27 protein-coding genes and 1 pseudogene are annotated in these 24,735 nt (G+C 52.3%); 4 read left to right on the forward strand and 24 right to left on the reverse strand.

From position 1 onward, the window contains the following. Nucleotides 1-52 precede the first annotated feature (52 nt). Together NSQ51_RS13835 and NSQ51_RS13840 are read right to left on the reverse strand one after the other, a co-directional pair. On the reverse strand, nt 53-553 hold the full coding sequence (locus tag NSQ51_RS13835) for a GNAT family N-acetyltransferase (protein WP_033010730.1): 501 nt from the start codon (nt 551-553) through the stop codon (nt 53-55). Between the two features lie 768 nt (nt 554-1,321). After that, nucleotides 1,322-1,510, reverse strand: a complete 189-nt coding sequence (locus NSQ51_RS13840; RefSeq protein WP_033016280.1) for an H-type small acid-soluble spore protein — start codon at nt 1,508-1,510, stop codon at nt 1,322-1,324. A gap of 112 nt (nt 1,511-1,622) precedes the next feature. Here NSQ51_RS13840 and NSQ51_RS13845 point away from each other — a divergent pair, with 112 nt between their 5' ends. Further along, nucleotides 1,623-2,618: a potassium channel family protein gene (locus NSQ51_RS13845; protein WP_049624799.1), complete on the forward strand. Its 996-nt coding sequence runs from the start codon at nt 1,623-1,625 to the stop codon at nt 2,616-2,618. Here the strand turns inward: NSQ51_RS13845 and NSQ51_RS13850 are convergent. From NSQ51_RS13850 to NSQ51_RS13860, 3 genes are all read right to left on the reverse strand, one after another. Beyond that, nucleotides 2,615-3,019, reverse strand: coding sequence for a YugN-like family protein (locus tag NSQ51_RS13850; protein ID WP_033016282.1), 405 nt, complete (start codon nt 3,017-3,019; stop codon nt 2,615-2,617). The genes NSQ51_RS13845 and NSQ51_RS13850 overlap by 4 nt on opposite strands. A gap of 245 nt (nt 3,020-3,264) precedes the next feature. After that, nucleotides 3,265-4,614: a glucose-6-phosphate isomerase gene (locus NSQ51_RS13855; RefSeq protein WP_049624801.1), complete on the reverse strand. Its 1,350-nt coding sequence runs from the start codon at nt 4,612-4,614 to the stop codon at nt 3,265-3,267. Between the two features lie 675 nt (nt 4,615-5,289). After that, on the reverse strand, nt 5,290-6,453 hold the full coding sequence (locus tag NSQ51_RS13860; protein WP_049624800.1) for an iron-containing alcohol dehydrogenase: 1,164 nt from the start codon (nt 6,451-6,453) through the stop codon (nt 5,290-5,292). A gap of 146 nt (nt 6,454-6,599) precedes the next feature. Between NSQ51_RS13860 and NSQ51_RS13865 the strand changes: the two genes are divergently transcribed. Continuing rightward, on the forward strand, nt 6,600-6,833 hold the full coding sequence (locus tag NSQ51_RS13865; RefSeq protein ID WP_033010722.1) for a DUF378 domain-containing protein: 234 nt from the start codon (nt 6,600-6,602) through the stop codon (nt 6,831-6,833). A gap of 62 nt (nt 6,834-6,895) precedes the next feature. On the opposite strand, the gene yugI is transcribed toward NSQ51_RS13865, so the two are convergent. The 4 genes from yugI to NSQ51_RS13885 form a co-directional block, all read right to left on the reverse strand. Further along, nucleotides 6,896-7,255, reverse strand: coding sequence for a S1 domain-containing post-transcriptional regulator GSP13 (yugI, locus tag NSQ51_RS13870; RefSeq protein WP_033016285.1), 360 nt, complete (start codon nt 7,253-7,255; stop codon nt 6,896-6,898). A 348-nt stretch (nt 7,256-7,603) separates the two neighbouring features. Beyond that, nucleotides 7,604-8,776 carry an aminotransferase gene (locus tag NSQ51_RS13875; protein WP_033016287.1) on the reverse strand — a complete coding sequence of 391 codons (1,173 nt, stop codon included), beginning with the start codon at nt 8,774-8,776 and terminating at the stop codon, nt 7,604-7,606. Next, nucleotides 8,773-9,273, reverse strand: coding sequence for an Lrp/AsnC family transcriptional regulator (locus NSQ51_RS13880; protein ID WP_049624269.1), 501 nt, complete (start codon nt 9,271-9,273; stop codon nt 8,773-8,775). The genes NSQ51_RS13875 and NSQ51_RS13880 overlap by 4 nt, the downstream gene beginning before the upstream one ends. Before the next feature lie 50 nt (nt 9,274-9,323). Then, nucleotides 9,324-9,587 carry a DUF1871 family protein gene (locus NSQ51_RS13885; RefSeq protein ID WP_033016289.1) on the reverse strand — a complete coding sequence of 88 codons (264 nt, stop codon included), beginning with the start codon at nt 9,585-9,587 and terminating at the stop codon, nt 9,324-9,326. Nucleotides 9,588-9,670: 83 nt separating this feature from the next. On the opposite strand from NSQ51_RS13885, the gene NSQ51_RS13890 reads away from it, so the two are divergent. Further along, complete coding sequence (locus tag NSQ51_RS13890) at nt 9,671-10,885, forward strand: MalY/PatB family protein (protein WP_080985700.1); 1,215 nt, start codon at nt 9,671-9,673, stop codon at nt 10,883-10,885. A 245-nt stretch (nt 10,886-11,130) separates the two neighbouring features. Here NSQ51_RS13890 and NSQ51_RS13895 read toward each other — a convergent pair whose 3' ends face one another. The 10 genes from NSQ51_RS13895 to NSQ51_RS13940 all read right to left on the reverse strand — a co-directional run bounded on the left by NSQ51_RS13895 (nt 11,131) and on the right by NSQ51_RS13940 (nt 18,509). Continuing rightward, nucleotides 11,131-11,655, reverse strand: a complete 525-nt coding sequence (locus NSQ51_RS13895) for a superoxide dismutase family protein (RefSeq protein WP_033010716.1) — start codon at nt 11,653-11,655, stop codon at nt 11,131-11,133. A 56-nt stretch (nt 11,656-11,711) separates the two neighbouring features. After that, complete coding sequence (locus NSQ51_RS13900) at nt 11,712-11,927, reverse strand: hypothetical protein (protein WP_033010715.1); 216 nt, start codon at nt 11,925-11,927, stop codon at nt 11,712-11,714. A 74-nt stretch (nt 11,928-12,001) separates the two neighbouring features. Further along, entirely contained in the window at nt 12,002-12,622 is a 621-nt protein-coding gene (kapD, locus tag NSQ51_RS13905) for a 3'-5' exonuclease KapD (protein WP_033016292.1), read from the reverse strand. Between the two features lie 167 nt (nt 12,623-12,789). Continuing rightward, on the reverse strand, nt 12,790-13,125 hold the full coding sequence (gene mnhG, locus NSQ51_RS13910) for a monovalent cation/H(+) antiporter subunit G (protein ID WP_049624271.1): 336 nt from the start codon (nt 13,123-13,125) through the stop codon (nt 12,790-12,792). A 10-nt stretch (nt 13,126-13,135) separates the two neighbouring features. Beyond that, complete coding sequence (locus NSQ51_RS13915) at nt 13,136-13,411, reverse strand: Na(+)/H(+) antiporter subunit F1 (protein WP_183084380.1); 276 nt, start codon at nt 13,409-13,411, stop codon at nt 13,136-13,138. Nucleotides 13,412-13,413: 2 nt separating this feature from the next. Beyond that, nucleotides 13,414-13,890, reverse strand: a complete 477-nt coding sequence (locus NSQ51_RS13920; RefSeq protein WP_049624263.1) for a Na+/H+ antiporter subunit E — start codon at nt 13,888-13,890, stop codon at nt 13,414-13,416. A 6-nt stretch (nt 13,891-13,896) separates the two neighbouring features. Continuing rightward, on the reverse strand, nt 13,897-15,369 hold the full coding sequence (locus NSQ51_RS13925; protein WP_049624264.1) for a Na+/H+ antiporter subunit D: 1,473 nt from the start codon (nt 15,367-15,369) through the stop codon (nt 13,897-13,899). Next, on the reverse strand, nt 15,362-15,703 hold the full coding sequence (locus NSQ51_RS13930; protein ID WP_033016299.1) for a Na(+)/H(+) antiporter subunit C: 342 nt from the start codon (nt 15,701-15,703) through the stop codon (nt 15,362-15,364). Before NSQ51_RS13930 ends, NSQ51_RS13925 begins: the two co-directional genes overlap by 8 nt. Beyond that, nucleotides 15,704-16,120 (reverse strand): Na(+)/H(+) antiporter subunit B, encoded by a 417-nt coding sequence (locus NSQ51_RS13935; protein WP_049624265.1) that lies wholly within the window; start codon nt 16,118-16,120, stop codon nt 15,704-15,706. It abuts the gene before it with no gap. After that, the gene (locus tag NSQ51_RS13940) at nt 16,113-18,509 is read right to left on the reverse strand and encodes a Na+/H+ antiporter subunit A (protein WP_049624266.1); all 2,397 of its coding nucleotides are present in this window, start codon (nt 18,507-18,509) and stop codon (nt 16,113-16,115) included. The genes NSQ51_RS13935 and NSQ51_RS13940 overlap by 8 nt, the downstream gene beginning before the upstream one ends. 624 nt (nt 18,510-19,133) lie before the next feature. On the opposite strand from NSQ51_RS13940, the gene NSQ51_RS13945 reads away from it, so the two are divergent. Beyond that, nucleotides 19,134-19,487 (forward strand): hypothetical protein, encoded by a 354-nt coding sequence (locus NSQ51_RS13945; RefSeq protein WP_049624267.1) that lies wholly within the window; start codon nt 19,134-19,136, stop codon nt 19,485-19,487. A gap of 412 nt (nt 19,488-19,899) precedes the next feature. On the opposite strand, the pseudogene NSQ51_RS13950 reads toward NSQ51_RS13945, so the two are convergent. From NSQ51_RS13950 to NSQ51_RS13970, 5 genes and pseudogenes are all read right to left on the reverse strand, one after another. Beyond that, nucleotides 19,900-20,274, reverse strand: a pseudogene (locus NSQ51_RS13950) (hypothetical protein). Nucleotides 20,275-20,640: 366 nt separating this feature from the next. Continuing rightward, nucleotides 20,641-21,108, reverse strand: coding sequence for a hypothetical protein (locus NSQ51_RS13955; protein WP_233434085.1), 468 nt, complete (start codon nt 21,106-21,108; stop codon nt 20,641-20,643). A gap of 118 nt (nt 21,109-21,226) precedes the next feature. Continuing rightward, entirely contained in the window at nt 21,227-22,411 is a 1,185-nt protein-coding gene (locus NSQ51_RS13960) for an RNA-guided endonuclease TnpB family protein (protein ID WP_033017188.1), read from the reverse strand. Nucleotides 22,412-22,577: 166 nt separating this feature from the next. Continuing rightward, complete coding sequence (locus tag NSQ51_RS13965; RefSeq protein WP_121678308.1) at nt 22,578-24,236, reverse strand: IS1634 family transposase; 1,659 nt, start codon at nt 24,234-24,236, stop codon at nt 22,578-22,580. A 127-nt stretch (nt 24,237-24,363) separates the two neighbouring features. Further along, the gene (locus tag NSQ51_RS13970) at nt 24,364-24,639 is read right to left on the reverse strand and encodes a hypothetical protein (protein ID WP_230847101.1); all 276 of its coding nucleotides are present in this window, start codon (nt 24,637-24,639) and stop codon (nt 24,364-24,366) included. Nucleotides 24,640-24,735: the final 96 nt, after the last annotated feature.

Genomic DNA, 24,735 nt, shown 5'->3' on the forward strand with positions numbered 1-24,735 from the left:
TTCCCTCTTTCTTGGCATTGTCATGATTATCCGTGCCCCATCGGACGCCATTCTATACAAGCCGTTTGCCGACGATGACCAAATCGCGTTCCACCCCATCCAGTTCCGCCACGCGCGGAAAATATCCCCACCGTTCAAATCCGAAGCGGGAGAAAAGCCGTAAACTTGGTTCATTATGCGCAAAAATAAAGCCGAGCAGCGTCTTTATTTCAAGCGCTGGCGCCTTGTCGACCGCTTGCTTCAGCAACTTCGTCCCCAATCCTTGACCGCGGTGCGATTCGGCAATATAAATGCTCACCTCCGCCGTATGGCGGTACGCCGGGCGGCCGTAAAACGATTGGAAACTGAGCCAGGCACAAATATCGCCGCCATCTTCCACCACCCAAAGCGGCCGATGGTGAGGATCATGCGCTTCAAACCACGCCTTTCGGCTTTCCACCGACACCGGTTCCAAATCCGCTGTCACCATTCGGCTTGGGATCGTTTCGTTGTAAATGCGGACGATGTGCGGCAAATCAGCCGCCGTCGCATCGCGGATCACCCATTGTTCCATCTGAAATCTCCCCTTTTCGATTTCTCTTTTGCGTCCAAAGCCGCTTTTTTTGCAGCGCATTTCGTTTCCAAAAACGAAACAAGCGGGGAGTATAATCAAAACGTATGTACAAACAAAGAAAGGGGAACAACGTCAACTACCCCCACTTCGCTAACGCTTGAAGTGGGGGCTTGCAACTCCCCAGAAGTGCAAACAGACTTCGTCCTCCTTCCTTGACTTGGGGTTGCATCAGGGCAGGTTGACAACTACCCAACGACGCAGGTCATGCCTGCATCGTTACCGATTCTCTCGGTGTGTCTGTTGGCAGTACTTGGCTTCCACACACAACAGACGGATCTACGCTCGATGTTTTACGGTTACAACGTTTCCTGTAACCAACTCCATACATCGAGTAGCAGTTATTGGAGTGCCTTTATTAAACGGTTTTCTCCACGCCTTTATTATATCATACACAAAAGAAAAGGGGAACGCGCATTCCTCTCCCACTTACTCCCTTTGGTCGTTGAAGTGGGAGTCTCCTGCGCGAAATAGGATGAAAATCGAATGACGTTCCCCACCCGTTCTCTCTCCTTTCGATATTTCCAGTCGTTGACCCATTAGTCATGACCATATGTTACCGACCGGACAGTCATATATCAAGAAATTAAAAAAACACCGGGGCAACCGCCGAACAGCGGGGCCAATAAAATAAGGTTACAGACATTTCGTCCGTAACCTTGCCGTTGCCAGCGAATTGGTTCGTCAGCGGTTTCTCGCCCGTCCTGCGGGTCATTCGCGCTCCTCAGTCAGCTCGGCGACCGGCACATCCAGGCGCTCATTGAGCCGGCCGTCGCGCAAATGGACGGTCGCCATTTGCCGTTCTTCGTCATACGCGTCGATCCAGACCGATACCCCGTTGTAATAGACCGGAATATCAGCGGGCGACGAAACGATTTGTTTGACGCGGTTCATCTCCATCGCCGCTTTCCCCCTTTCCGTCGTGCTCCGTTTCCTAGTATGCGAGGGAATAGGAATGATTATGCAAAAATGGTCCACACTAAAGGGAGAAAAATCCGAGAGAGGGAATGCGATGAAAACGAGGGATGTGTTGTTCGCATACTGGCGCTGGCCGGCCATCATCCGTTTGTTCGCCGCTGCGAGCGCCACGATTGTGCTGTTTGGCGCGCTCATGCGCCTCATTGAACCGGAGACGTTCCGCACCGTGTTTGACGGCATTTGGTGGGCGATTGTGACCGCGGCCACGATCGGCTACGGCGACATCGTGCCCAAAACAGTCGCTGGAAAGATAGCAGCCATCGTGCTCATCGCACTGGGCACCGGCATTCTCACCGCCTATTTCGCTTCCGTCTCCGCGGCGGCCGCCACCCAAGCAACGGCGCGCACAAGCGGGCGCTTTGAGTATCGGGACCAGGATCACGCCATCGTGGTCGGCTGGAACGAACGGGCGCGAGAAGTGCTGCTTCGCCTCGCCCGGCGCGAGCCGTCGCTCCGTTTTGTGCTGATCGACGCAACCGTGCCGTCCCACCCGCTCCCTGATGTTCCCGTTCATTTCATTAAAGGGTCGGCCGGCGATGATGCGGTGTTGGAGAAGGCGAACATTCAAAAAGCGCGGTTTTTGCTCATTACTGCGAATCCGCACAAAGCCGAGGCAGAAGCGGACAAAGACGCGATCGTGACGCTGCTGGCAGCCAAAAGCCTCAACCCGTCGGTGTACGCTATCGTCGAAATCTTAACGGCGCGCAACGTCGCAAACGCCTTCCGCGCCGGCGCCGACGAGGTGATTGAGACGAACTTGCTGGCGAGTTTCGCCATGGCCGCCAGCCTCCGCTCCCCGGGCGTCGCCAGCGCGCTTACGGCGATGCTCAGCCGCCCGGGCACGCAGACGCTCTCCTTGCTTGAGCCGGATGCCGAATGCATCGGACAGACGTTTCATGACGTGCAACAACGGCTGCTTGGGCGCCACATCACCGCGCTTGCCGTCGTCTGCGCCGACAACCGGACCGTTTCCGTTTCGCCGCAGCGCCTCATTGAAGAAGGAGACCGCCTGTTCGCGATCGTTCCTTAATCGAGCAGGCGGCGCTCCAACTCTTGAACGAGCGCTTTACCGACGGAAATATACCGCTCGGGAACGGTCGCATCCGGGTCTTGCGGTTCGGCAAACTGGTTGAACGTCGCCCCCACATTGCCCACATCGGCGAAATCATCAATTCCTTGTTGATATTTATGCGCAAGCAAAAACGGCCGCCCAAGCTCCACCGTCGTGCCATGCGAATCAAGCTGCCCGTCGACTGCCCGAAACGGCACGCGCAAAAACTGGTAACCTAAGTCGTCGGCGATTTTGTAGTCAAAATACCCGTGATCGTAATCCCAGCCGCCGCCGATCACATAACCGAGTGGTTTTAATTGCTCTTCCAAATGGTACAGCTGAAATTGCTTCCCTTCCAAACGCGACGGAAGTTCAATCATAGACAACCCCTCCTTCTTTTTTATCGTTTCCCGTTTGATGGGGATTATTTGACCGCGGCGACTTCAGACGCCTGGTGAAAAACGGCAGGGGGCGATATAGCCGCGCCCGGGCGCTAAGCAGCCAAACGGCTGGTTCACAACGGGGTCAGGCCAAAAAAAAACGCCTCTTCCCTCGCAAAAGGGAAGAGGCGTTTTTTTGGCCGTTTGGGACGCGTCGCAGCGGCGGACAGCGGTGAGCCGCGTTGTCATTTCAGCCGTTTTTCCAGCTCTTCTTTCAGCTGCTCATACCCCGGCTTGCCCAAGAGGGCGAACATGTTCTTTTTGTATGCTTCCACTCCCGGTTGGTCAAATGGATTCACCCCGAGCAAGTAGCCGCTCATAGCGCACGCTTTCTCAAAGAAGTAGACGAGATAGCCAAACGTGTACTCATCCAGTTTCGGCAAGGTGATGACCAAGTTCGGCACGCCGCCGTCCGTATGGGCGAGCAGCGTCCCTTCGAACGCTTTCGTGTTGACGAAATCGACCGTTTTTCCCGCCAAATAGTTGAGTCCGTCAAGGTCGCTGTCTTCCGCTTCGATGACTAATTCATGGCGCGGTTCTTCTAGCTTCAGCACCGTTTCAAACAAATCGCGGCGCCCTTCTTGAATGTATTGGCCGAGCGAATGCAAGTCGGTCGAAAAGTCGGCCGACGCCGGGTAAATCCCTTTTTGGTCTTTCCCTTCGCTTTCGCCAAACAATTGCTTCCACCATTCGGCGAAGTAGTGCAGCGCCGGTTCGTAGTTCACAAGCAGTTCGATCGTTTTCCCTTTGTTGTACAAAATGTTGCGGATGGCGGCGTATTGGTAGGCGGCGTTGTCCTCAAGCTCCGAGGAACTGAAATCGCTGCGCGCTTTCGCCGCGCCTTCCATCATCGCGTCGATGTCCGCGCCGCTGGCAGCAATCGGCAATAGCCCGACCGCGGTCAACACCGAATAGCGGCCGCCAATGTCATCCGGAATGACAAACGTTTCATACCCTTCCTCGTTGGCGAGCGTTCTTAACGCGCCGCGCTTGCTGTCCGTCGTCGCATAAATGCGGCGGCGCGCTTCCTCTTTGCCGTATTTATCCTCGAGCAGTTTGCGGAAAATACGGAACGCGATCGCCGGCTCGGTCGTCGTCCCCGATTTGGAAATGACGTTGATCGAGAAGTCTTTTCCTTCCAAGAAATCGATGACGTCTTTCATGTACGTCGAGCTGATGTTGTTGCCGACAAAAATGATTTGCGGCGTTTTCCGCTTCTCTTTCGGCAAGGCGTTGTAAAACGAATGATGCAGCATCTCAATCGCCGCGCGCGCGCCAAGATACGAGCCGCCGATGCCGATCACAAGAAGGACATCGGAGTCTGATTGAATCTTTTTCGCCGCCTCCTTGATGCGGGCGAATTCGTCTTTGTCATAGTCGACCGGCCAGTCAAGCCAGCCTAAAAAGTCGTTCCCGGTTCCGGTTTTTTCGTGAAGAGAATGATGCGCGACTTTCACCGCATCGCGCAAGTATGTAAGCTCATGTTCGCCAAAAAAGGCGAGCGCTTTCGAATAATCGAACCGAATATGGGTCATCCATTCCGCCTCCCTTTCATGTTCATTTCCTTCTTTCACTTTAGCGGAATAGACGGGGGAAATCAAGCCGCAGTCCGCGTTTGCAAACGGATTCAATTCCGACAATTTTCGCTGCGTGTTTTCGGACGAAAGCCGACGAACAACGGCGGTTTCGCCCAATTGAGAATTCTGCCACAAACGAAGAGGCAATGGCAAAGGGAGCCGCTTGTGAAAGTGCGTTTTGGCTGCCTTTTCCGACCCTTTTCCGACTCCTAGAAAGCCGGGCAACACAGCCATGCCCGCCAAACCGACGATGCCGGAGCGGCGAGAAAAGCAACATTTCCCGCTTTGAACACGGTCATGACGGCAGCTTTTCTCTTCCATCGCCAGCCTTGCCGGGGACGGACAGCAAACAGCCAGCTTTGGCCTAAAGCCGCCGGCTGGCTGTTGCAAAACCGCTTCATCTTGGAGAGCCCCCGCTTTTCCAGTAAACGACCCACCACCTACGCTTCGCTTAGAGGTGGGGGCTTCAAGCGACTTGTGCGTGTCCACCGAACAGCAAGCCACACACAAGAACCCTTTACGCTTCCCTTCGTTCCGAAGATGTCGGTTCGGACCATATTTTATCCTATTCGTTGGCTAACGCCAACCGACATTCATCTCCTACTTTCACTTCGTTTCGAAGTGAGAAAGATGTTAAAGCGACGCGCGCAAAATGGCGAGCACATCGTCACGGTTCAGCTTTTTGAAATGGCCGAACTCGCCGAACGCCATGGCTTTATCCGCCATCAGTTCGAGCTGCTCGTCGCCAATGCCGTAGTCCATCAACCGCGACGGCGCCCCAAGGCTTGACCAAAACGCCCGCAGCCGCTCGATGCCTTCAAGCGCCACATCGCGCTCCGCTTTTCCGGCCGGATCAACTCCGAAGACGCGCACCGCAAGCTGGGCGAAGCGGCTGACGTTTTCATCCAAAACATGCTTCATCCAGTTCGGAAACAAAATCGCCAATCCCCCGCCGTGCGGAATGTCATACACCGCGGAAACGGCGTGCTCAATGTTGTGCGTCGCCCAGTCGCCGCGCACGCCCATTTGCAGGAATCCGTTTAAGGCGATCGTGCCCGAGTACATGATCGTTTCGCGCAGCTCGTAGTTTTCCAGGTCATTGACCAGCTTCGGCGCCGCCTCAATGACCGTGTTGAGCACCGCTTCGCACATCCGGTCCTGAAGCGGCGTGTTCAGCGTGTGGTGGAAATATTGCTCAAACACGTGCGACATCATATCGACGATCCCGTACACCGTATGTTCTTTCGGGACCGTTATTGTATAGGTCGGATCCAAAATCGAAAACTGCGGAAACGTCACCGGGCTGCCCCAGCCGTATTTTTCTTTCGTCTCCCAGTTCGTAATGACCGAACCAGCATTCATCTCCGACCCTGTCGCTGCCAGCGTCAAAATCACGCCAAACGGCAACGCGTCGGTGACGACCGCTTTTTTTGTGATGAATTCCCACGGATCGCCGTCAAATTTCACCCCGGCCGCGATCGCCTTCGTGCAGTCAATCACGCTGCCGCCGCCGACAGCGAGCAAAAACTCAACCCCTTCCTTCCGGCAAAGATCAACCCCTTTCCGGACGGTCGAGACGCGGGGATTCGGTTCGACGCCCGGCAGCTCAACAACGTCGGCGCCAATGCCGGCCAAGATGGCCATCACTTCATCATACAATCCGTTTCGTTTGATGCTGCCGCCGCCGTAGACAAGCAGCACCTTTTTGCCGTAGCGCGTCACTTCCTGCCTCAGCTGTTCAATTTGCCCCTTCCCGAAAATGAGTTTCGTCGGGTTGCGGAATGTAAACGGTTTCATCTCGTTTCCCTCCTTTGGCTTCTATTATGGCGGCCGCGGCCATCGTTGTAAAGCCGATTGCTTTCCAAAGCAGCCGTGCATATTTTCAACCGCTATGATTCATTCTATAAGCGAATGAAAGATCTTGCCCAAAGGAGGTGGACACGATGGGAGCGTGGCAGCGGATCGCCTTGTTATTGACGATCATTGGCGCGATAAACTGGGGACTAATCGGGTTTTTTCAATTTGATTTGGTTGCCGCCATTTTCGGCGGCCAGGACGCCGTTTGGTCGCGCATCATTTACAGCCTTGTCGGCATCGCCGGCTTGATCAACCTGGCGTTGTTGTTCAAACCGGCCGAAGAGCTCGAGCGCACTGAACCGAAACCGACCCGCACCTGAACGGGGCGGGACACCGCAGTTTGCGGGCGAAACCGGACACTCACCGCTTGGCGGTGAGTGTTTTATTGTTTTGGCAAATCTTCCTTCTTCGACTGCTCGATCCATTCACGCAGCTTTTCTTTTAGCGAGCGGAATCCCGGCTCAAGCGGCATTTTGATGCGCGCCTGGCGCTTCTCCGCGCCTGGTTCAAGCGCCTTCAAGGACAAGCTCGCCCGCTTCATCTTCCAGTCGACATCAAGCACTTTGACGGTCACGTCATCGCCGACATTGACATAATCGCGCACATCTTTGACAAATCGGTGCGAAATCTCGGAAATATGGATGAGCCCCTGCATTCCGCCCTCAAGCTGGACGAACGCGCCGTACGGCTGAATACCTGTCACCTTCCCTTTCACAATGGATCCTCGTTTGATCGTTGGCAAGCAAAACACTCCTATTGGTGAATTTCATCGTTTCTGTATTATAACATAAGGGGAAGGCAAAACCCAAAAATGAGGGGATAGGCCCAAGCGATTGTTTTTCTTGCACGAATGTGCTTGCTCCGTGGCGCGCGGCTCGCCGCCAACTGCCGACCCGATGGATTTTTTCCTAAACCGGCCGCCCCCCGGTCGTGTCCTTGCCGCTCTTTCGCGCGTATAGGCGTCAAGAAAAAGCCGGCGCAAACAGCGGTTCCGAACCAAGCCGCCATTACCGCTCCGTATGGATGAGGGCGTGTGCATGCGAAAACGGAAAAAGGCGCCCCGCTTCCGCGTGGGCGCCTTGGCCGCCGGCTACAAACGCGCCAAAAACCGTTTTATTCGTTTGACGGCTTCCTGCAGCTGTTCAAGCGACGACGCGTACGAACAGCGAACATGTCCTTCTCCGCTTTGGCCAAAGACGCTGCCGGGGACGACCGCCACTTTTTCTTCGATGAGCAGCCGCTCGGCGAACTGCTCTGACGTCATGCCGGTATGCCGAATGGATGGAAACGCGTAAAACGCGCCACCTGGCATATGGCATGGCAAGCCGATTTCATTGAGCGACGACACGAAATAATTGCGCCGCCGCCGGTAGCTGCTGCGCATCTCGGCGACATCGCGCTCCCCGCTGCGAAGCGCCTCAAGCGCCCCGTATTGCGCCATCGTCGGCGCGCACATGATCGCATACTGATGGATTTTCAACATCGCCTGCAAAATGTCTTCCGGCGCCGCAGCAAATCCGAGCCGCCAGCCGGTCATCGCGAACCCTTTCGAAAACCCGGAAATCAAAATCGTCCGCTCGCGCATGCCGCTGACGGCGGCCATGCTCATATAGCCGCCGTCATACGTCAGTTCGGCGTAAATTTCGTCGGCGATGACAAGCAAATCGTGCTCTTTCGCCAGGCGGGCGAGCGCTTCAAGTTCAGCCGGACGGAGAACCGTACCGGTCGGGTTGTTCGGCGAGCAAATGATGATCGCTTTCGTCCGCGCGGTGAGCGCCTGCTCCAGCTGCGCCACATGGAGTTGAAACCCGTCTGCGCCCGTTGTCTGCACCGCCACCGGCGTCCCGCCGGCAAGCACGACAAGCGGCTCATACGCCACGAAGCTTGGCTCGACGACGATCACTTCATCGCCCGGGTCGAGAATCGCCCTCAGCGCCAAATCGATCGCCTGGCTCGCCCCGACCGTCACCAAAATTTCCGTCTCCGGCCGGTAGTCAACGTGAAACTTGCGGCGCAAATAGGCGGCGATCTCTTGGCGGAGCTCCAAAAGCCCGGCGTTTGGGGTATAGGACGTATAGCCTTGCTCAAGCGACAAAATGCTCGCTTCGCGGACGCTCCAGGACGTGACAAAATCCGGTTCGCCGACGCCGAGCGAAATGACACCCTCCATGCCGGAAGCGAGATCGAAAAAGCGGCGGATGCCGGACGGCTTCAAGGCGGCGACCGTCTTCGACACGTATGTGTTTCGCATTTGCGGCTTCATGGCGACACCACGATGCGGCGATCTTGATCTCCTTGACCAAAGACGATGCCGTCATGTTTGTATTTTTTCAAAATGAAATGGGTCGTCGTTGAAATGACAGAATCGAGCGTCGACAACTTTTCCGATACAAACTGGGCAATTTCTGACATCGACCGCCCTTCAATGACGACCGACAAGTCGTAGGCGCCGGACATCAAATAGACGGATGTCACTTCCGGAAAGCGGTAAATGCGCTCCGCCACCTCGTCAAAGCCGACGCCGCGCTTCGGGGTCACTTTCACATCGATCATCGCCGTCACCCCTTCATGACCGTCCACCTTCCGCCAGTCGACGAGCGCGGTATATTGGACGATCACTTTCTCCTCTTCCAGCTTTTTGACGAGTGCCTCCGTTTCCGCAACTGGCAGGCCGACCATTTTCGCCAACATATCAAGCGGCGTACGCGCATCTTTTTCTAATATTTTTACAATTTCTAGTTCTTTTTCACTCAGTTTCACTTTGTCTTCCTCCCTTTCATCCATTTCCGCAAACCGGCCGCTGGATGCCGTCACGGGAGCGAACAAGATGCGGCGTGTTTCAGTTTGAGAAGCCGGCGGGCGAGTTTTTGACAGTCGCGGGCAGGAATCGTTTTGTCAAACGCGAATTCATATATGGACTGAATACGGGCGGCCAGCGTGCGGGGATCATCCGTATCGTACACCGCCTGAAGAACGTCGACCGCTTCCACCTCGTAGGCGCCGTTTCCGAGACCGAACGGGTCCCAGGCGCCGATGGTCTCAAGAAGCAGCCGGTTCAACTGCTGTCCGTCCATGCTGTCCATCCACCTTTCTTGCTGCTATGATATAACCAATTATAAGCCATCGATTCGAAAAAAAGAAGGGAGAAGATGCAACAATGTTTCCGTCCGATGAGGGAAAAAGCCATGCCCAAAACGGGGAAGGAACGGCCGCGTCCCTGTTCGACCGCGTGATTGACCGCCGGGGCACGCTGTCCGTGAAATGGGATGATACAAAGCGCATATTCGGGCATGAAGACGTCTGGCCGATGTGGGTCGCCGATATGGATTTTCCGGCGCCGCCCGAAGTGCAGGAAGCGCTGCAGCGGCGGGTTGAACACGGCGTGTTTGGCTACACCGTCATTCCCGATTCACTCAAAGAAGCGGTGTGCCAATGGCTTGAACGCCGTCATGACTGGACGATCGATCCGTCTTGGCTCGTGTTTGCCCCTGGCGTTGTGCCGGCGGTCGCCGCTGCCATTGAGGCGTTTTCGGAGCCGGGGGATGGCGTCGTCGTGTTCTCGCCCGTCTATCGGCCGCTGTTTGATCTCGTCCGCCGCCACGAACGCACGCTCATATTCAGCTCGCTCCGGCTGGCGGAAGAGAACTACGTCATCGACTGGAACGACTTGGAAGCCAAACTACCCGGGGCAAAGCTGCTCATCCTTTGCCATCCGCACAATCCCGGAGGCAAATCGTGGACGGCCGCCGAGCTCGAGCGGCTCGGGGAGCTGTGCCTCAAACACGGCGTCTTCGTCTTATCGGACGAAATTCACGCCGATTTGACGCTTCCGCCGCACCAGCATGTGCCGTTCGCCGCGCTTCGTCCCGAGTTTGCGGCGCAAAGCGCCACATTCCGCGCGCCGACGAAAACGTTCAACCTGGCCGGCTTGCAGGCGGCCGAAGCGGTCATTCCCGACGATTCGCGGCGCCGGGCGTTCCGCCGCATCCAGCAGCGTCACGGCTTTTTTACGTTGAATGCGTTCGCCGTTGTCGGGGCGGAGGCCGCGTACCGATGCGGCGGGTCGTGGCTCGACGCCTTGCTTGCCTACTTGCAGGAAAACATCGAGGCGGCCGCCGCCTATTTGGCCGACCGTCTACCGGCGCTTCACCTCATCCGGCCGCAGGCAACGTATCTCATCTGGATCGACTGCCACGGCCTCGGCCTTTCCGAGGCGGAGCTGAAACGGCGGCTGTTGGAAAGTGGAAAACTGGCTGTTGAATTCGGCAGCAAATTCGGTCCCGAAGGCGCTGGCTTCATCCGCTTAAACGCCGCCTGCCCACGCCCGACGCTCGAAGAAGGGCTGCGGCGGCTGAGGGCGGCGCTAGGCTAGCTTTGCGCCAAAGAAGTGCGGCCAAGCGAATGGCGAAACGGAAACGAAACAGCACCAAATCCGTTGCGGGATTCCTCTATCCATGTCAATCAAAAAGGAAAAGGAAGCCAAACGATCGTTCCTTCCCGTTCTCTGTTCTGCCAACCATGTGCCGCAGAGGCCGTGCAACCGTCGCTTTCGCGCATTTGCCATGCGAAGAGCTGTCCCGGCAACGTGAAACAGGGGCCCGCACGCGAGCCCCTGTTTCATGACGACTTGATTTCCCCGCAGGCGATCCGCCCGCCGGCGTCGCCGGCCGGCTGGGTCATGCCGTCGTCTTTCTTGGCATGAATGACGATCGATGTTCCGTCTTTCGTCAAGAGCGTCCCTTTTTCCCCTTCCCGGAGCGTCACATTCGGCGCCGTCAGCTCGACGTTGACCGTGCCGTCCTCCTTCACAATGATGTTCGGCAAATCGCCGGCGTGCGCCCCTTCCGGATGGAGAAGGCCGTGCTTTTTCCCGTCCGGGTTGTAATGCCCGCCCGCCGACTGAAAATCAGGCGGCTGGCAACTTCCTTTTTCATGAATATGAATGGCGTGCTCCCCCGGCGGGAGCCCTTCCAAATCGAGCTTCAACCGCACTCCTTCGGCTTGCTCCGTCAATTCCACCGTACCGATCCGATCGCCGTCCGCATTGATCATCTCCACCGTCCGGCTCGTTCCTTCATCTTGCCCGCAGCCGGACAACACGAGCAGCACGGCGGACATGATCGCATATGATCCACGCAACACAAACTCCCCCCAGCTTCATATCCGTTATCCGCCATTATTGCCGGGAAAGCGCCGGTTTATACATGCGGCGGCTGTTTTTGTCTGTCCTGTTTGCCGAGCAGCTGTTCTTCCAGCTGCTTCGCCTCCTTCTCCTGACGCCGGGAAATGACGACGATGAGCCGCATGGTAAACACCGCCATCAAGAAAAAGACGGCAAAGGAAATCGCCGCCGGAATGTATTCACGCTTGTCTTCCGGAAAGTACAAAAACAAGTTCAACACCCATGGCCACATCGCAAACAACCTTTCTGCCGTAAAATCATCTATCATTATAGCATAAAAAAAAAAGCCGCTGCCAACGCAGCCGGCTATAACGCAAACTTTTTCCTCAGCTGGGTGAAATCGATCCGCTCGCCGAGCGTCGGCGGCTTCGTCTTCGCCAAATACTTTTTGTCGTTTTCGATGAGCCGGAAGATCGTGTAGGCGGTAAACGCATCATCGAGCGCGCAATGGGCTTTTCCAACTGCTTCGTTTCCATACTCTTGCACCGCTTTGCGTAAGGCGGTTTGGTTTTTGTTGCCGAAAAACCGTTTATACTCCAAAGCCAAATCGCGGTGTTCGCCGGTGAATGGAAATGCGACTTGCGCCGACTGACAGTTTTCCCGGAGCACTTTCATGTCCATGCCGCCCCATGTAATGACGGTCGTCGGGCGCTCTCGGTCATACCGCCGGAGCAAGGAAACGAGATCAAAAAAGCTCATGCCGCCATCAATTTGCGCTTGGGTGATGTTGAGGAACGATTTGCACCGGTCGGTGAGTTGCGGAAAACGGAGCGGTTTCACATAGGAGGAAAATTGGCTCACGATTTGCTCCTCAACAACCGCAACAAGGCCGACTTCGATAATTTCCGGGCAAAACCCACTCGGATTCGTTTTCGTCTCCGGCATCGTAAATTCGAAATCGAGAAACAAATATTGCGGGTCATCCATCGCCGCTTCCCCCCTTTCTTCCATACAGCCGTAATGGGTCTTACTTATTATTATATCACGTAGAAGCCATTGTTTATTTCTTTTTTCAGAAAAGGGCGAAAAAGAGGCGGATGCCGTGAAAGCGGAGTGGTCTGGAGAAACCCAAAGGACATCCCGCTATTTCTTCTCTACTTTGCGCTTTTCGTTATACGTTCTCTCCGTTCGGCTAAATCATCGCGAACCGTCCCTTCCCACGGGCGAACGCCGGAGTAGTACGCCGCACGGCTAATCAAATGAGCTGACACCGGAGATGTTAAAAAAAGAAAGACAATAGCCAACAACAAACGGGAATTGAAATGATCGTGCTTCAACCAAAAGTAAAATAACGTCCCCATTAAGATAAAAATCATCCCTAGAGTAGTGCTTTTGCTAATGGCATGGCTTCTCGTATAGACGTCAGGGAGGCGGAGGGCGCCGATGGCCGAAATCAACGTTAACAGCGCGCCAACCATGACGAGCAACATGATCACCCCATCAATGATTTCCGTCACGTTCAATCACAACCCCCTTTTGCAAAAACTTAGCAAACGCCACCGTGCCAAGAAATGCCAAAATTCCAATCAGCAAAATAATTTCTAAAAACACGCTCGTCTCCAATATGATGGACAGCACCGCCACAATGCCTGCCAGACAAATCCCAATCGCATCAAGCGCAATGACCCGGTCCGCCACAGTCGGGCCCTTGACAACCCGATACAGAAAGCAGATGACAGCAAGCGACAACAACGTCAGCGCGACATTGAACACCACCATCACCGGCTCACCTCCAAAATCGTTTTTTCAAATGATGTCTTGATTTGTCGGATGACTTCATCCACATCCGGAGCATCCATCGTATGAATATAAATCTCTTTCTTATCATCAGAGACGTCGATCACAAACGTTCCGGGCGTCAATGTAATCAAGCTCGACAACAGCGTAATTTCCCAGTTCCTTCTCACCTCAAGAGGAAGAGCGAAAATGCAAGGTTTCATGTCCAGCGACGGGGAAAGAACAATCTTCAAAACAGCCCAGTTGGCCAACAACAACTCTTTGATGAAAATGAGCGCCAGCTTTCCAATCACAAACAACGGTACGGCATAAAACGTCGTCGAGAAATATCTTCGCAGCACAAAAATGATGCCGAAACCAAGAAGATATCCAATGACAAACGATGATCCGCTAAACGAATCAGCAAGAAACATCCAAACGAATGCCAATATCACATTGATCAGCAATTGTTGCGCCATTTGCCTCTACTCCTTCAGCACGGACTCAATATATATTGACGGATCCGCCAACGTCGCCGCCGCCTGAGCGATATATGGACGAACAAATTCGGCCCCGACGCCGTATAAAACGGCCAAGGAAAGAAGCGCGACAATCGGCACATACAGCGGGGCGACTCGTTTTTGCTCATACCCGCGCGCTTCTCCCCAACAAGATTGAATAAAAATTTTCATCACCGAATAAAGCACAAGCAAGCTGGATAATAACACAACCAGCGCAAACAGAAGCTGTCCTTTTTCAAACGCCGCCCGAATAATGAGCGCTTTTCCGATAAACCCGCTGAACGGAGGAATGCCGCTTAGCGCAAGAGCGGAAAGGAATACGGTCCAGCTAAGCAGTGGATACGAACCGAGCAGTCCGCTGAACCGCCCGAGTTGATTCGTTCCCGCGACATACGCAATCGCCCCGATAATGAAAAAGAGCGCCGTTTTCATGACCATGTCTTGCAGCAAGTAAAAGATCGTGCCTTCCATACTTTCTTCTGTCATTAAAGAAATGCCAAACGCCATCACACCGATGGCCGCCACAATGTTATAAATGGCGATTTGCCGCATATCGCGGTAAGCCACGGCGCCAATGACGCCAAATACAACGGTCGCGATCGCCAACCACGCTAAAATCGTATGCGTATAGCCGACATCTTGACGGAAAATGAGCGTGAAAGTGCGCAAGATCGAATACACACCGACTTTTGTCAACAAGCCGCCAAACAACGCAAGCACAGCTGACGGCGGAGCGGAATAAGCCCCCGGCATCCAAACATAAAACGGAAACAACGCCCCCTTTAACCCAAAGACAATGAGAAAAAGCAAGCAAATGACCGTCAATACAGCAGTGTTGTCTGCTTGAGAAATCCGTACAGCTAAGTGCGCCATATTCAATGTGCCGGTCACGGCGTACAAATAGCCGACGGCGATGACAAACAACGCTGATGAAAACACATTGATCACCATATATTTCATCGTTTCCTGAAGCTGGATTTTCGTGCCGCCATGAACGAGAAGCGCATACGATGACATAAGCATCACTTCATAAAACACGAATAAATTAAAAATATCCCCTGTGGTAAACGCCCCGTTCACTCCGACAATGAGAAACTGAAAAAAAACATAGTAGTACATAGACGCCTGTTTCGAATCAATCGTGAAAAATGAATACAGGAGGCAAGCGAACGCGATCATGCTCGTTGTCAACACCAGGAGCGCTGTAAGCATGTCAGAGACGAGCGTAATCCCAAACGGTGCCGGCCAGTTTCCAACGTCCAGCTTCTGCATCCCTTCATGGTCGACAAGGCGCACAAGCCAAGCGCCCGCAGCGATGAGCACCCCTGCTGACACGAGGGAAATCATTTTTTGCGCTTTCAATGATTTCACACAAAACATCAAGATGACCGCTGTCGTCAATGGAATCGCAATCGGAAAAATTACTGCATTAGTCATGGTCTTCCTTTCCCCTCATCTGTTCAATATTGTCCGTCCCGATCTCCTGATAAGAACGATACGCCAAAACGAGCAAAAACGCCGTGACACCAAAGCTAATGACAATCGCCGTCAAAATCAGCGCCTGCGGAACAGGATCGACATAGTGTTCCGCCTGCACGTCAAGCAGCGGCGGCGCTCCTTTTTTCAATCCTCCCATCGTCAATAACAGCAAGTGCGCTCCATGGCTTAACAATCCCGTGCCGATAATGATCCGAAGCAAACTTTTGCTTAACATTAAGTACGTAGCGCCGGCAAACAAACAGCCGATGACAATAATCATGACGACTTCCATTTATTCATCCTCTCCTATCGTTTCGATAATCGTCATGGTCACCCCGACAACGACCAAATAGACTCCTAAGTCAAACAAGACGGCCGTATGGAGCGAAACATCCCCAAGCAGCGGCAGCATGACATGGCCATGGGCGTGCGTTAAAAACGGGACATCGAAGACTAAGCCGCCAAGACCTGTTCCTAAGGCAAACAGCAGCCCGACACCAATGAGCGTGCGATACGAAACCGAGATCATCGACCGGACGGTTTTGATGTCAAACGCCAGCAGCAGCAAAATGATGGCGCCGGCGGTAACGAGACCGGCAATGAATCCGCCGCCCGGGTAATAGTGGCCGGCGAAAAAAAGCTGAATCCCAAATAAAATGATCATAAACGTGACAACGGCCGTTACCGTCCGCAAAATGAGCTCATTCATATTTGCCGCTCTCCCCTTTCGGAGCTTTCAGCTTCACTAAAGCGTAAATGCCGAGTGCCGCGATCGCCAGCACACAAATTTCAAAAAGTGTATCAAATCCGCGGAAGTCAACTAAGATGACGTTGACAATATTTTTTCCAGCCGCTTTTTCATACGCGTTTTCAATATGGTATTGAGCGATCGATGCAAAGTTTTTCTCACTGTACGCCAACAAGGCGATCACGCTGACCAACGCGCCGACGCCAAGCGAAATAAGAGCGTTCCCAAGCCGGAATCGAACGCCTTTCTCATGGCGGCTGAGCTTCGGCAAATGATAAAAGCAAAGCAAAAACAGCGAAACAGAAATCGTTTCAATGACAAGCTGGGTCAATGCCAAGTCAGGCGCCCGGAACAACACAAAGAAAAGGGAAACCGTATAGCCGACCGAACCTAACGCGATAATCGCAACAAGACGTGATTTGGCCGCCACAGTCGTCGCTGTTCCGATCAAGGCGACCAACGCCAATATCAGTTCATGGATGCCCACTTCCGCTAAATGGCTTAGCGAGAGCCTTCCATCTACTTTCAAAACAATCGTTGCGACAAGCAGCACGATCATTACGGACAAAATATACAAGAAATACGTCCGAACATACCCGGTCATGTAACGGCTTGTCAGCGAATACGACTGCTCTTCCATCTGCCGCACGACCGTGTCATATAAGTGATTCAGTGAAAGCCGCTGCGAAAACGCGCCGTACACGCGCCTCCATGAATCAAACTTCCGATATAGCAACACGCCAAGGACAATCACTCCGATCGTCATCCACACTTCAATCGTCCATCCGTGCCAATGACTAATGTGCACGGAAAGCCCTTCCCGACGGAACAAGCCGTTAACAACAGCATCCACCGCCGGAGCAATCACCGTGTTGGACAACACATTCGGAAACAGTCCAAAACCGATGACAAGGACGGCCAGCACCACCGGCGCCACAAGCATCCCCACCGGGGCTTCATGCGGCCGTTTCGGCCATTCCGAAGGCCTCGGAGCGCCAAGAAACGTTTTCCCAACAAAAAGAAGGCTGTACAAAAAGGTGAACACGCTCCCCACCCAAGCGAGCACCGGAAACAAGATCCCCCAGACATCAAGCGAAAACAAATGGGCGTTCGCCACCTGCACCATGGCCGCAAAAAACATTTCTTTGCTTAAAAATCCGTTAAACGGAGGCACACCTGCCATCGACAATGAACCGATGACCGCAACGGTAAACGTGACGGGCATAACGCTGAGCAGCCCGCCAAGACGCCGGATATCCCGCGTCCCGGTCTCATGATCGACAATGCCGGCAACCATAAACAAGCTTCCTTTAAACGTCGCATGGTTGATTAAGTGAAACACTGCTGCCACCACGGCCGCCATATATAAACGACGATCGCCCGGATCGCCATGAAAAGCCAGCGCTCCAGCGCCAAGCAGCGACATAATCAACCCGAGCTGGCTCACCGTCGAATAGGCGAGCAATCCTTTCAAATCTGTTTGGCGAGCGGCATGAAACGATGCCCAACAAAGCGTCGCCATTCCAATGCCCATCACCAACCAAACCCATAGCGAAGAAACAGCAAAAATCGGAGTGAAGCGAGCCACTAAATAAATGCCGGCTTTCACCATGGTGGCCGAATGCAAATACGCGCTGACCGGCGTCGGCGCTTCCATCGCGTCCGGAAGCCAAATGTAAAACGGAAACTGCGCGGATTTGGTAAACGCGCCAAGCAAAATCAAGAGCATCGCCGGAAAAAATAACGGATGTTGCGGCCACGCATCCGCCATAGCCATCCAATCGCGAATACTGTACGACCCTCCACTCATGACCGAAAGCAATAAAAATCCTCCAAGCAAAGACAACCCGCCAAGCACGGTGATGAGCATCGATTTTTGCGCCCCATACCGCGAGCGTTCACGCTCATTCCAGTAGCCAATCAATAAAAAGGATGAAAACGATGTCAATTCCCAAAATAGATAGAGCGCCATTGCGTTGTCCGAAAGAACGACGCCAAGCATCGCTCCCATAAACAAAAGCAAATACACGTAAAAGTGGCCGAGTTTTTCCTTTTCCTTTGGCAAATAGTAAGTCGAATACAGCACGACAAGAGAACCGATCCCTGTGATTAGCAACGAAAAGAGTAGCCCTAACCCATCCATATAGACTTGAAAATCCATTCCTAGAGACGGAATCCAAGGGATCGTTTGTCCGTAGGGGGTAAGAGGGAGATGTTGAATAAAATATAAAAACAATAAGACCGGTAGTGGGAGCACAAACCATCCGGTATGAATCGAACGCACATATTTATACAAAAACGGAACGAATAAAGCATAAATCAGTGGTGAGACAATTGCCAAGTTTAACATGAACCATCCTCCTTCCCTATTGTTTCCCCTCACATCGCCCCGCTTATCCTACTTCGTATTGTATCATAAACTCCCGCCTCTGTCGGCACAACGGTCTGCTGAAAATCAAGCCAGACTTTCGCCGCCTATCTGTATACGAAAAATTCCTAAAAAAGTTTCCCCTTACGCTGCCAATCGCCAATCGCATCGTTTCGATCGAGCAGGTGATTTATATAGATGCAATTTAAAGATTTACCATTTGCAGCTTTTATCGACTGTCAGGCGACCGAACAACGCCGCTTCACAGACCCATATATGGGTCTGTGAAGCAGGTGGTTGTTCGGTCTTCCGTCACGCCTTGGCGTGACGGGGCAAGCCTATGGCTTGCCTTCGACAGTCGAAAATGGACAAACCGCTTTTCCGTCAAGGATATGTTAAACTTCTTCGTTGCATCTATATAGTGAAACATGCTGCTGGTCCCAGCCGCTTTTTGCATTAAAAAGCATGGTGAATCCCGTTTTCTTTTTCGGTGAAATGCCGCTGATTGGGGCGCGACAGCCTTTTTCACCGGTCTTCCATGGCACCGGCTTACAGCGCAACGAGTATAAATAAGTAGTAATCACGCAGAAAAGGAGGAGCAAGCCCATGGTTTATTTCCTGCCCCCTGCGGCATGGGCAAGGCCGTACCCGTCGGTCGACCCCGCCATCTTCTCCCAATCGGCTGCCACCGCCCAGACGCTCATGAACGATGCTGGAGTCATTTTAAAAAGGCTGGCCGAATCGCGCTCGTTTTCCGCCACGATCATGTCCGCCGCCCAAGAAGGAAAAACGGAGGAAGTAAAGCGCCTCATCCGCTCGCTCGGCATCCGCTCGCAAACTGAAGTGTATTTTAATCCCAACGGCATCCGCCTGACGCTGTCGCCGCCGCCTGGCGCATTTCCGTGCTGCCAGCTTGCCATCGGCTTGCGTTGGAACGTGTTTCCTCCATTTCACGTATAGCCTTCGCCATCGCAACGCGCAATCAGCAAGCGGCGTTCGCTCTTCACATTCCCTGCTTTGGCGGCTGCCAACATCCGTTCACGTCGGCCGCACCTGATGCGATAGCGCCGTTTCCAGACGATGCACGGCGCTGGAAGCGGTGTTGTCGTTTGAGCCTTGCTGGGCCAGAAGCTCCTTTCACACCAAAACGGTTCTCGCCGCCGACCTTCGTGAACCAAAAAAAAGACAACGATCGTCTCATCGCCGTCTGGCGCCTAAACAAACTTGCCGGGCACCCAACGCCCGGCGTCCCCTTCCATTCACTTTGCGCATCCGCTCACCCCGAGTTCGACAGTGACTAGGCAAACAAAATGCCTCTCAACCCTTGATACAAAAGGGACGGGAGGCATTTGAGCACACTTTGGGCGTGTATCTAGGCGCGAGGATGGATGCCTAGGATCTTCGGAGGAGGTTCCAACCCTAGAGCCGCAAAGAGTTGCGCTTGTTTGGCCGTCAGTTCGGCTCGCTGAGAAAGGCCGCCGTTTTTGGAAGAAAAATGTCCAAGCATAAGACGCTCACATTCGTCTCTTACGTTCGGCCACGATTCATGAGTTCGGAGAAGGAATCGCGAAATGCTTTTGGCCAGACGTTCCAAGACGGCGCGATCCACTTCATCTTCGCGCCCGAACGAATCCATCACCTTCGCTTTCGCCTATTTGGCCTTTGGATCCCATTCATTGTGAGCAAGCTGGAGATAAGCAACGGTTGTTCCATCCTTGTTTTTGCGTGTGACTCGTCGTATATACATGCCTATATTACAACTTATAAACTTTATTTTTAAAAGAAAAAAATAATAAATCGTGTGCCTATGAAATTCAGCGTTTTTTTCTAGGATCCGCATTACGAAACCCTTGATATAACAGCATTTTGGTCATTTCCATTTGCCTAAAATGACCTCAAAGCTGTCGAACTCGGGCTCACCTAGGTCGATAAATGAGATCCCCGACAATGATCGTGATCAACGAAATCAACATCGTCATCTTGACCACCTTATAGTCTAAAAAGCGCAGCACTTGTTCTTCAAACATGTAGACGAAAAAGAATATGACCATCAGCACGGCGAGAGCTAAGACAAATCTTTTTTTCGATTCATGGACAATAGATTCTCCTTCTATCAGAATGTATCCAATACATTGCCCGTCGTTTTGATCATATCGTCGGAAATAAATACTTTTTTCAGATTGGTGCGCTTGCTGTCGCTATAGACAAAGTGATACGCGTCATATATATACTGATCATAATAATCACTGTAATATCGTATGATTTTCACTGTTGTCCAGTATGGTTTTAGATTAATATATTCCCCTGCCAATGTACAAATCGAAGCAATGGTTGTTGCCGCTCCAGGGCCAAACGTATATCCAGCTAATGTAGCGATAGCAGTTAATCCTGTTTTTAATACACTGCTTACAAATTTAGCGGTATCGTTATCAAAAGAATAATATCTAGTTCCGATAACCGTTCCATCTCCTGGGTTAGGGATCACTTGAGGCTTCACTTGGTTGCTGTATGAACCTCCCCCACTTACGCCTGTAGGCGTTGAAGTGGGGGTTTCTTGCCTTTTTCTTTCCGGGTGTTTCACGATACACCGGGTTTCCCGTGTATCTCGTGACCAAGCACGGAAACACAACAGAAAGAAATAGCAAGCAACATCATGCCAAAGCATGAAGGGTGGGAACTCACCATCTACTACTTCTCGCTTACGCGATCCGTAGATACTTGTGGTTCGTTATTTTCATCGGTCGGAATTCTCCATATAAGTGTTTTGTAAGAATATTGCATGCCGAATGGACATCCCGATGCTGAGAATAACCACAAGCACAAATAAAATTTCTAGAAGAAGGTTTTTTCTTCTTCCCGCAAACAGGACATGTTTGCGTGGTATACGATTCATCCACTTTTTCAAAAGTGATGCCTTTAGCTTCTAGTTTGTATTTCAAATAGTCGTAGAGTTTGCCAAAACACCAGTTCGATAATTTTTGGTTCACCAATTTGGATCGCTTTTTCTTTTTGTTGCGCTGGACGCCTTCGACATCGCCTATCATGAAATGTTTGACGTTTTGTTCCAAACACCAATCGACCAATTGTTTGGTCGTTTTATGCAAGCAGTCTTTTAATTGCGCTTCGCTTTTCGATAAAATATATTGCTTCGCGCGGTTATATTTTTTCCATTTACGCGAACCTTTTTTACATTTGGACATCTTTTTTTGCAGTTCTGCTATTTTTTTATTTCGAAGGCGATGAATGCTTCTTATTTTCCTACCGGTGATGATGATGCTGCTTCCGTTTTCGCTGACGGCACTAATGGCGTGAATTTCGCCAGGATCACCGGCAGCGATAGTTCCTTCTTTTTTAGTAGTTGGTTGTTCACCGTTTTCATAACTGAGGCAAAGCATGAGTTTCCAATGTTTCGCATCAAAAATGAGTTCGATTTCTTTGACAGTGCCGTTTGGAATTTGTTCTTTATCGATTTTCACTACAATAGGAGGTTGGTTTTTTCTTTCCCAGCGACCCATTTTCAGTTCAATGGTCCCATTTGGGTGAATGATAAATCCGTTATTTGCCCATTTCGTGTTGAAATATTTTTTCTGTTTGTACGGATATTTGTTATCTAGCCCTTTTTGTTTGGCTTTTTTGGCGCTGTCTCTGGCGTTCAAATATTTATGGCATACGGCTTGAATGCTTTGGCTATGGATCGGGTATTTGCCCTTCGTTTGTTTTTGAAGTTCGGTTTGGTTGATCCATTTTCCATTATTCTTTAATGCATAGTTTTTGGCAATGACTAAACAGTCATTCCAAATTTGAGCCGATATTCGGTTGCATTCGAATAATCGATCGATATCTTTTTTTGATGTTTGAAAAGGTATTTTGACCGTTCGATACATCCTTTCACCTCCTTACTTATAATATAAAATATGAATAACTCACATTTCGCACCCTAACAAGGTCAAAACAAAGGATTTTTTATTTAGTTTTTCAGAATAACTTTTTGACCAACACGACGAGCGATGGCTATCCTTTTTTTACCATCGCTGGTCGTTCCGTATGACGTTACACGTAAATGCTCTCATCCAGCCCCAACCCCTGCAGAATCCTTCGTTGTTCAGGGGTGAGGGAGCGATCCAGTGAGCGTTGGATGCGTCCATCCGGCAGCTCCAGGAGGACGACGTTCACATATTGAAACAGCTGGAAAATCGCCTGCCCCGTCGGTCGGGTCAGCTTGCGGCCTCCAGGACCCTTCAACGGGTGTTCTGGAGTAATAAACTGACGCACTCGGCGCTGAAAAACGCGGTAAATCGCCAAGGCCAACAGAAACAAATAGCCCAATACCGCGACCCGTTCTGGTTTTTTGACGTAAATCTCATCCGTGAAAAACGGATCTTTCAAAAAAGCGAAGTTCATTTCCACCGAGATCTGCCCTTTATACAGCTTCAAGATCTCTTGGGCATCCATGGGTTGGCCCTTCCATTCCTTCGGAACGGTCGTGACGAGGACAAACCGGGACGCTTTCCGTCTTGCCTGTTCCCACGCGTTTTGGTCGAATTCGACGTCAAGGCGCAAGAGATACCGCGTCTCCATCTCGGGTTCCGCCCCTTTTTTCGGCCGTCCGCGCCGTTTTTTCGGGCGTACGATCTCTTCGACCGCGGCCTTGACCTGATGAAACCGTGGGCGAAGGGACGTCTTGAGGGACGCCAAGGCTTGTTCGGCGTCTTCCCGGCACGAGAAAGGGTGGCGCTCCCAATGGGCTTGTTCCTCGCGAAGAAGCTCCGCTTCTTTGGTTCGTTCTTTTTCGAGCGTCTTTCCTTTTCGCTGGTCGAGCGCACTCGATTCGACGACGATCAGCCGAACGGGGTGGCCTTCATAGGTGGAGGATGTTTCCCATACCCGGTACGTGGCGCCGTTTCTCTCCGCCAGGGTAAAGGGTTCGCTCCACGGGATGTGAGGCGAATCGGCCTCCGCTAATGCCCGTTTCACGATCCGAAGCGACGAAGGGCCTCGGGTGATCAAAAAGGCGTTGGCCGCTTTGGTTTGCGCCAGAGTGTCTTTTGTCATCGCGGCGGAATCGGCCACGTAAATCCATTCGTCTTCCATCTTGGCTTGTTTGAGCTGTTCGTGGACACGGGACAGCACCTCCGGATTCCACGTTTTGTCAGGCAGGTTGCCGTCGTGCACATCGCCGTAAAACGGGATGCCGTCCTCGTTGCCGACCAGTCCGAAGCCGATCTGTTTTTGCCAACGATGATGGCGGTTATAGCCATGTGTGATCTGCAAAGCCTCTAATGAGGCCGATTCATACGCGCCGTAAACCGTCTTGTCCGTCGTATCGGCGTGAAAGGCTCGGAGGGAAAGGCCTTCTTTGCGATAAATGTGAATCAAGCAAGTGCTGATCACCTTGTGAATATCGGCCTCATACAAGCGGTCGAGATGACGAGCCAAGGCATCGTCGTTCAACCAGGAAGGATGGAGACCGGGACGGATGAGTTTCTCTAGATCGATCTCCTGAGCCCATCGTTCCACGTGAACGAGGGCTTGCCGGCCGTCAAACACATTGTAGAGGATGGCCTGAACGGCATCGCTGACTCGAGTCTGGCACTGTGGATCAACGGGAACGAGATGGTCAATCAATTGGGGCAGGCCCAGTTTCTTGAATAGGGCACTTATTATATTCAAATAATAATTGCGATAGACCTTTTTGACTTGAACGTTCATGAGAGAAAAACTCCTTCACTTTCCTTGTATGTCAAGGATTCATTCGACGATGGACACAAAAAATCCTCCCGATTTTCGTTGGGAGGGTGCGAAATGTGAGTACAGCATTCGAGCCCGCAGCATTTTATCAGAACGACGAAACCACTCTAAGGGAACACGATGGGGAGACGGCCATCTTCCTCTTTTTTCGCTCGATCTTTCCGGACCAAGACGATTTTCTTATCCGTCCATCCGCGCCCCTTCTTTCACGCATTGCCGTTTTCATCCGTCGGCTGCCGAGCCCCGATTTCCGCCGGGTGCGCAAATCGTAGCCCTCGTCATTTTTGCTCGTATGAATGATGTCTTCGTTCGCTCCGATTTTGCTCGCCCGTTTCAGCTCCTCATCCGGCACGAACCGATCCATTGACAAGACCTCCTTTCACGCTCCTCGCCGCGTTGTCCACATGAAGCGCTCGAGGAGTCGTTTTTTCTTTATCATCCCCCCAAGCCGCTTTATCAT

The sequence above is a fragment of the Geobacillus sp. FSL K6-0789 genome, from assembly GCF_038593135.1.
Lineage (GTDB): Bacteria > Bacillota > Bacilli > Bacillales > Anoxybacillaceae > Geobacillus > Geobacillus stearothermophilus.

Bases quoted from the DNA above. Each gene is read 5' to 3' on its own strand.
- NSQ51_RS13835 (WP_033010730.1), bottom strand. From the start codon at position 553: ATGGAACAATGGGTGATCCGCGATGCGACGGCGGCTGATTTGCCGCAC.
- NSQ51_RS13840 (WP_033016280.1), bottom strand. From the start codon at position 1,510: ATGGAGATGAACCGCGTCAAACAAATCGTTTCGTCGCCCGCTGATATT.
- NSQ51_RS13845 (WP_049624799.1), top strand. From the start codon at position 1,623: ATGAAAACGAGGGATGTGTTGTTCGCATACTGGCGCTGGCCGGCCATC.
- NSQ51_RS13850 (WP_033016282.1), bottom strand. From the start codon at position 3,019: ATGATTGAACTTCCGTCGCGTTTGGAAGGGAAGCAATTTCAGCTGTAC.
- NSQ51_RS13855 (WP_049624801.1), bottom strand. From the start codon at position 4,614: ATGACCCATATTCGGTTCGATTATTCGAAAGCGCTCGCCTTTTTTGGC.
- NSQ51_RS13860 (WP_049624800.1), bottom strand. From the start codon at position 6,453: ATGAAACCGTTTACATTCCGCAACCCGACGAAACTCATTTTCGGGAAG.
- NSQ51_RS13865 (WP_033010722.1), top strand. From the start codon at position 6,600: ATGGGAGCGTGGCAGCGGATCGCCTTGTTATTGACGATCATTGGCGCG.
- NSQ51_RS13875 (WP_033016287.1), bottom strand. From the start codon at position 8,776: ATGAAGCCGCAAATGCGAAACACATACGTGTCGAAGACGGTCGCCGCC.
- NSQ51_RS13885 (WP_033016289.1), bottom strand. From the start codon at position 9,587: ATGGACGGACAGCAGTTGAACCGGCTGCTTCTTGAGACCATCGGCGCC.
- NSQ51_RS13890 (WP_080985700.1), top strand. From the start codon at position 9,671: ATGTTTCCGTCCGATGAGGGAAAAAGCCATGCCCAAAACGGGGAAGGA.
- NSQ51_RS13900 (WP_033010715.1), bottom strand. From the start codon at position 11,927: ATGTGGCCATGGGTGTTGAACTTGTTTTTGTACTTTCCGGAAGACAAG.
- kapD (WP_033016292.1), bottom strand. From the start codon at position 12,622: ATGGATGACCCGCAATATTTGTTTCTCGATTTCGAATTTACGATGCCG.
- mnhG (WP_049624271.1), bottom strand. From the start codon at position 13,125: ATGTTGCTCGTCATGGTTGGCGCGCTGTTAACGTTGATTTCGGCCATC.
- NSQ51_RS13920 (WP_049624263.1), bottom strand. From the start codon at position 13,890: ATGGCGCAACAATTGCTGATCAATGTGATATTGGCATTCGTTTGGATG.
- NSQ51_RS13925 (WP_049624264.1), bottom strand. From the start codon at position 15,369: ATGACTAATGCAGTAATTTTTCCGATTGCGATTCCATTGACGACAGCG.
- NSQ51_RS13930 (WP_033016299.1), bottom strand. From the start codon at position 15,703: ATGGAAGTCGTCATGATTATTGTCATCGGCTGTTTGTTTGCCGGCGCT.
- NSQ51_RS13935 (WP_049624265.1), bottom strand. From the start codon at position 16,120: ATGAATGAGCTCATTTTGCGGACGGTAACGGCCGTTGTCACGTTTATG.
- NSQ51_RS13940 (WP_049624266.1), bottom strand. From the start codon at position 18,509: ATGTTAAACTTGGCAATTGTCTCACCACTGATTTATGCTTTATTCGTT.
- NSQ51_RS13945 (WP_049624267.1), top strand. From the start codon at position 19,134: ATGGTTTATTTCCTGCCCCCTGCGGCATGGGCAAGGCCGTACCCGTCG.
- NSQ51_RS13960 (WP_033017188.1), bottom strand. From the start codon at position 22,411: ATGTATCGAACGGTCAAAATACCTTTTCAAACATCAAAAAAAGATATC.
- NSQ51_RS13965 (WP_121678308.1), bottom strand. From the start codon at position 24,236: ATGAACGTTCAAGTCAAAAAGGTCTATCGCAATTATTATTTGAATATA.
- NSQ51_RS13970 (WP_230847101.1), bottom strand. From the start codon at position 24,639: ATGGATCGGTTCGTGCCGGATGAGGAGCTGAAACGGGCGAGCAAAATC.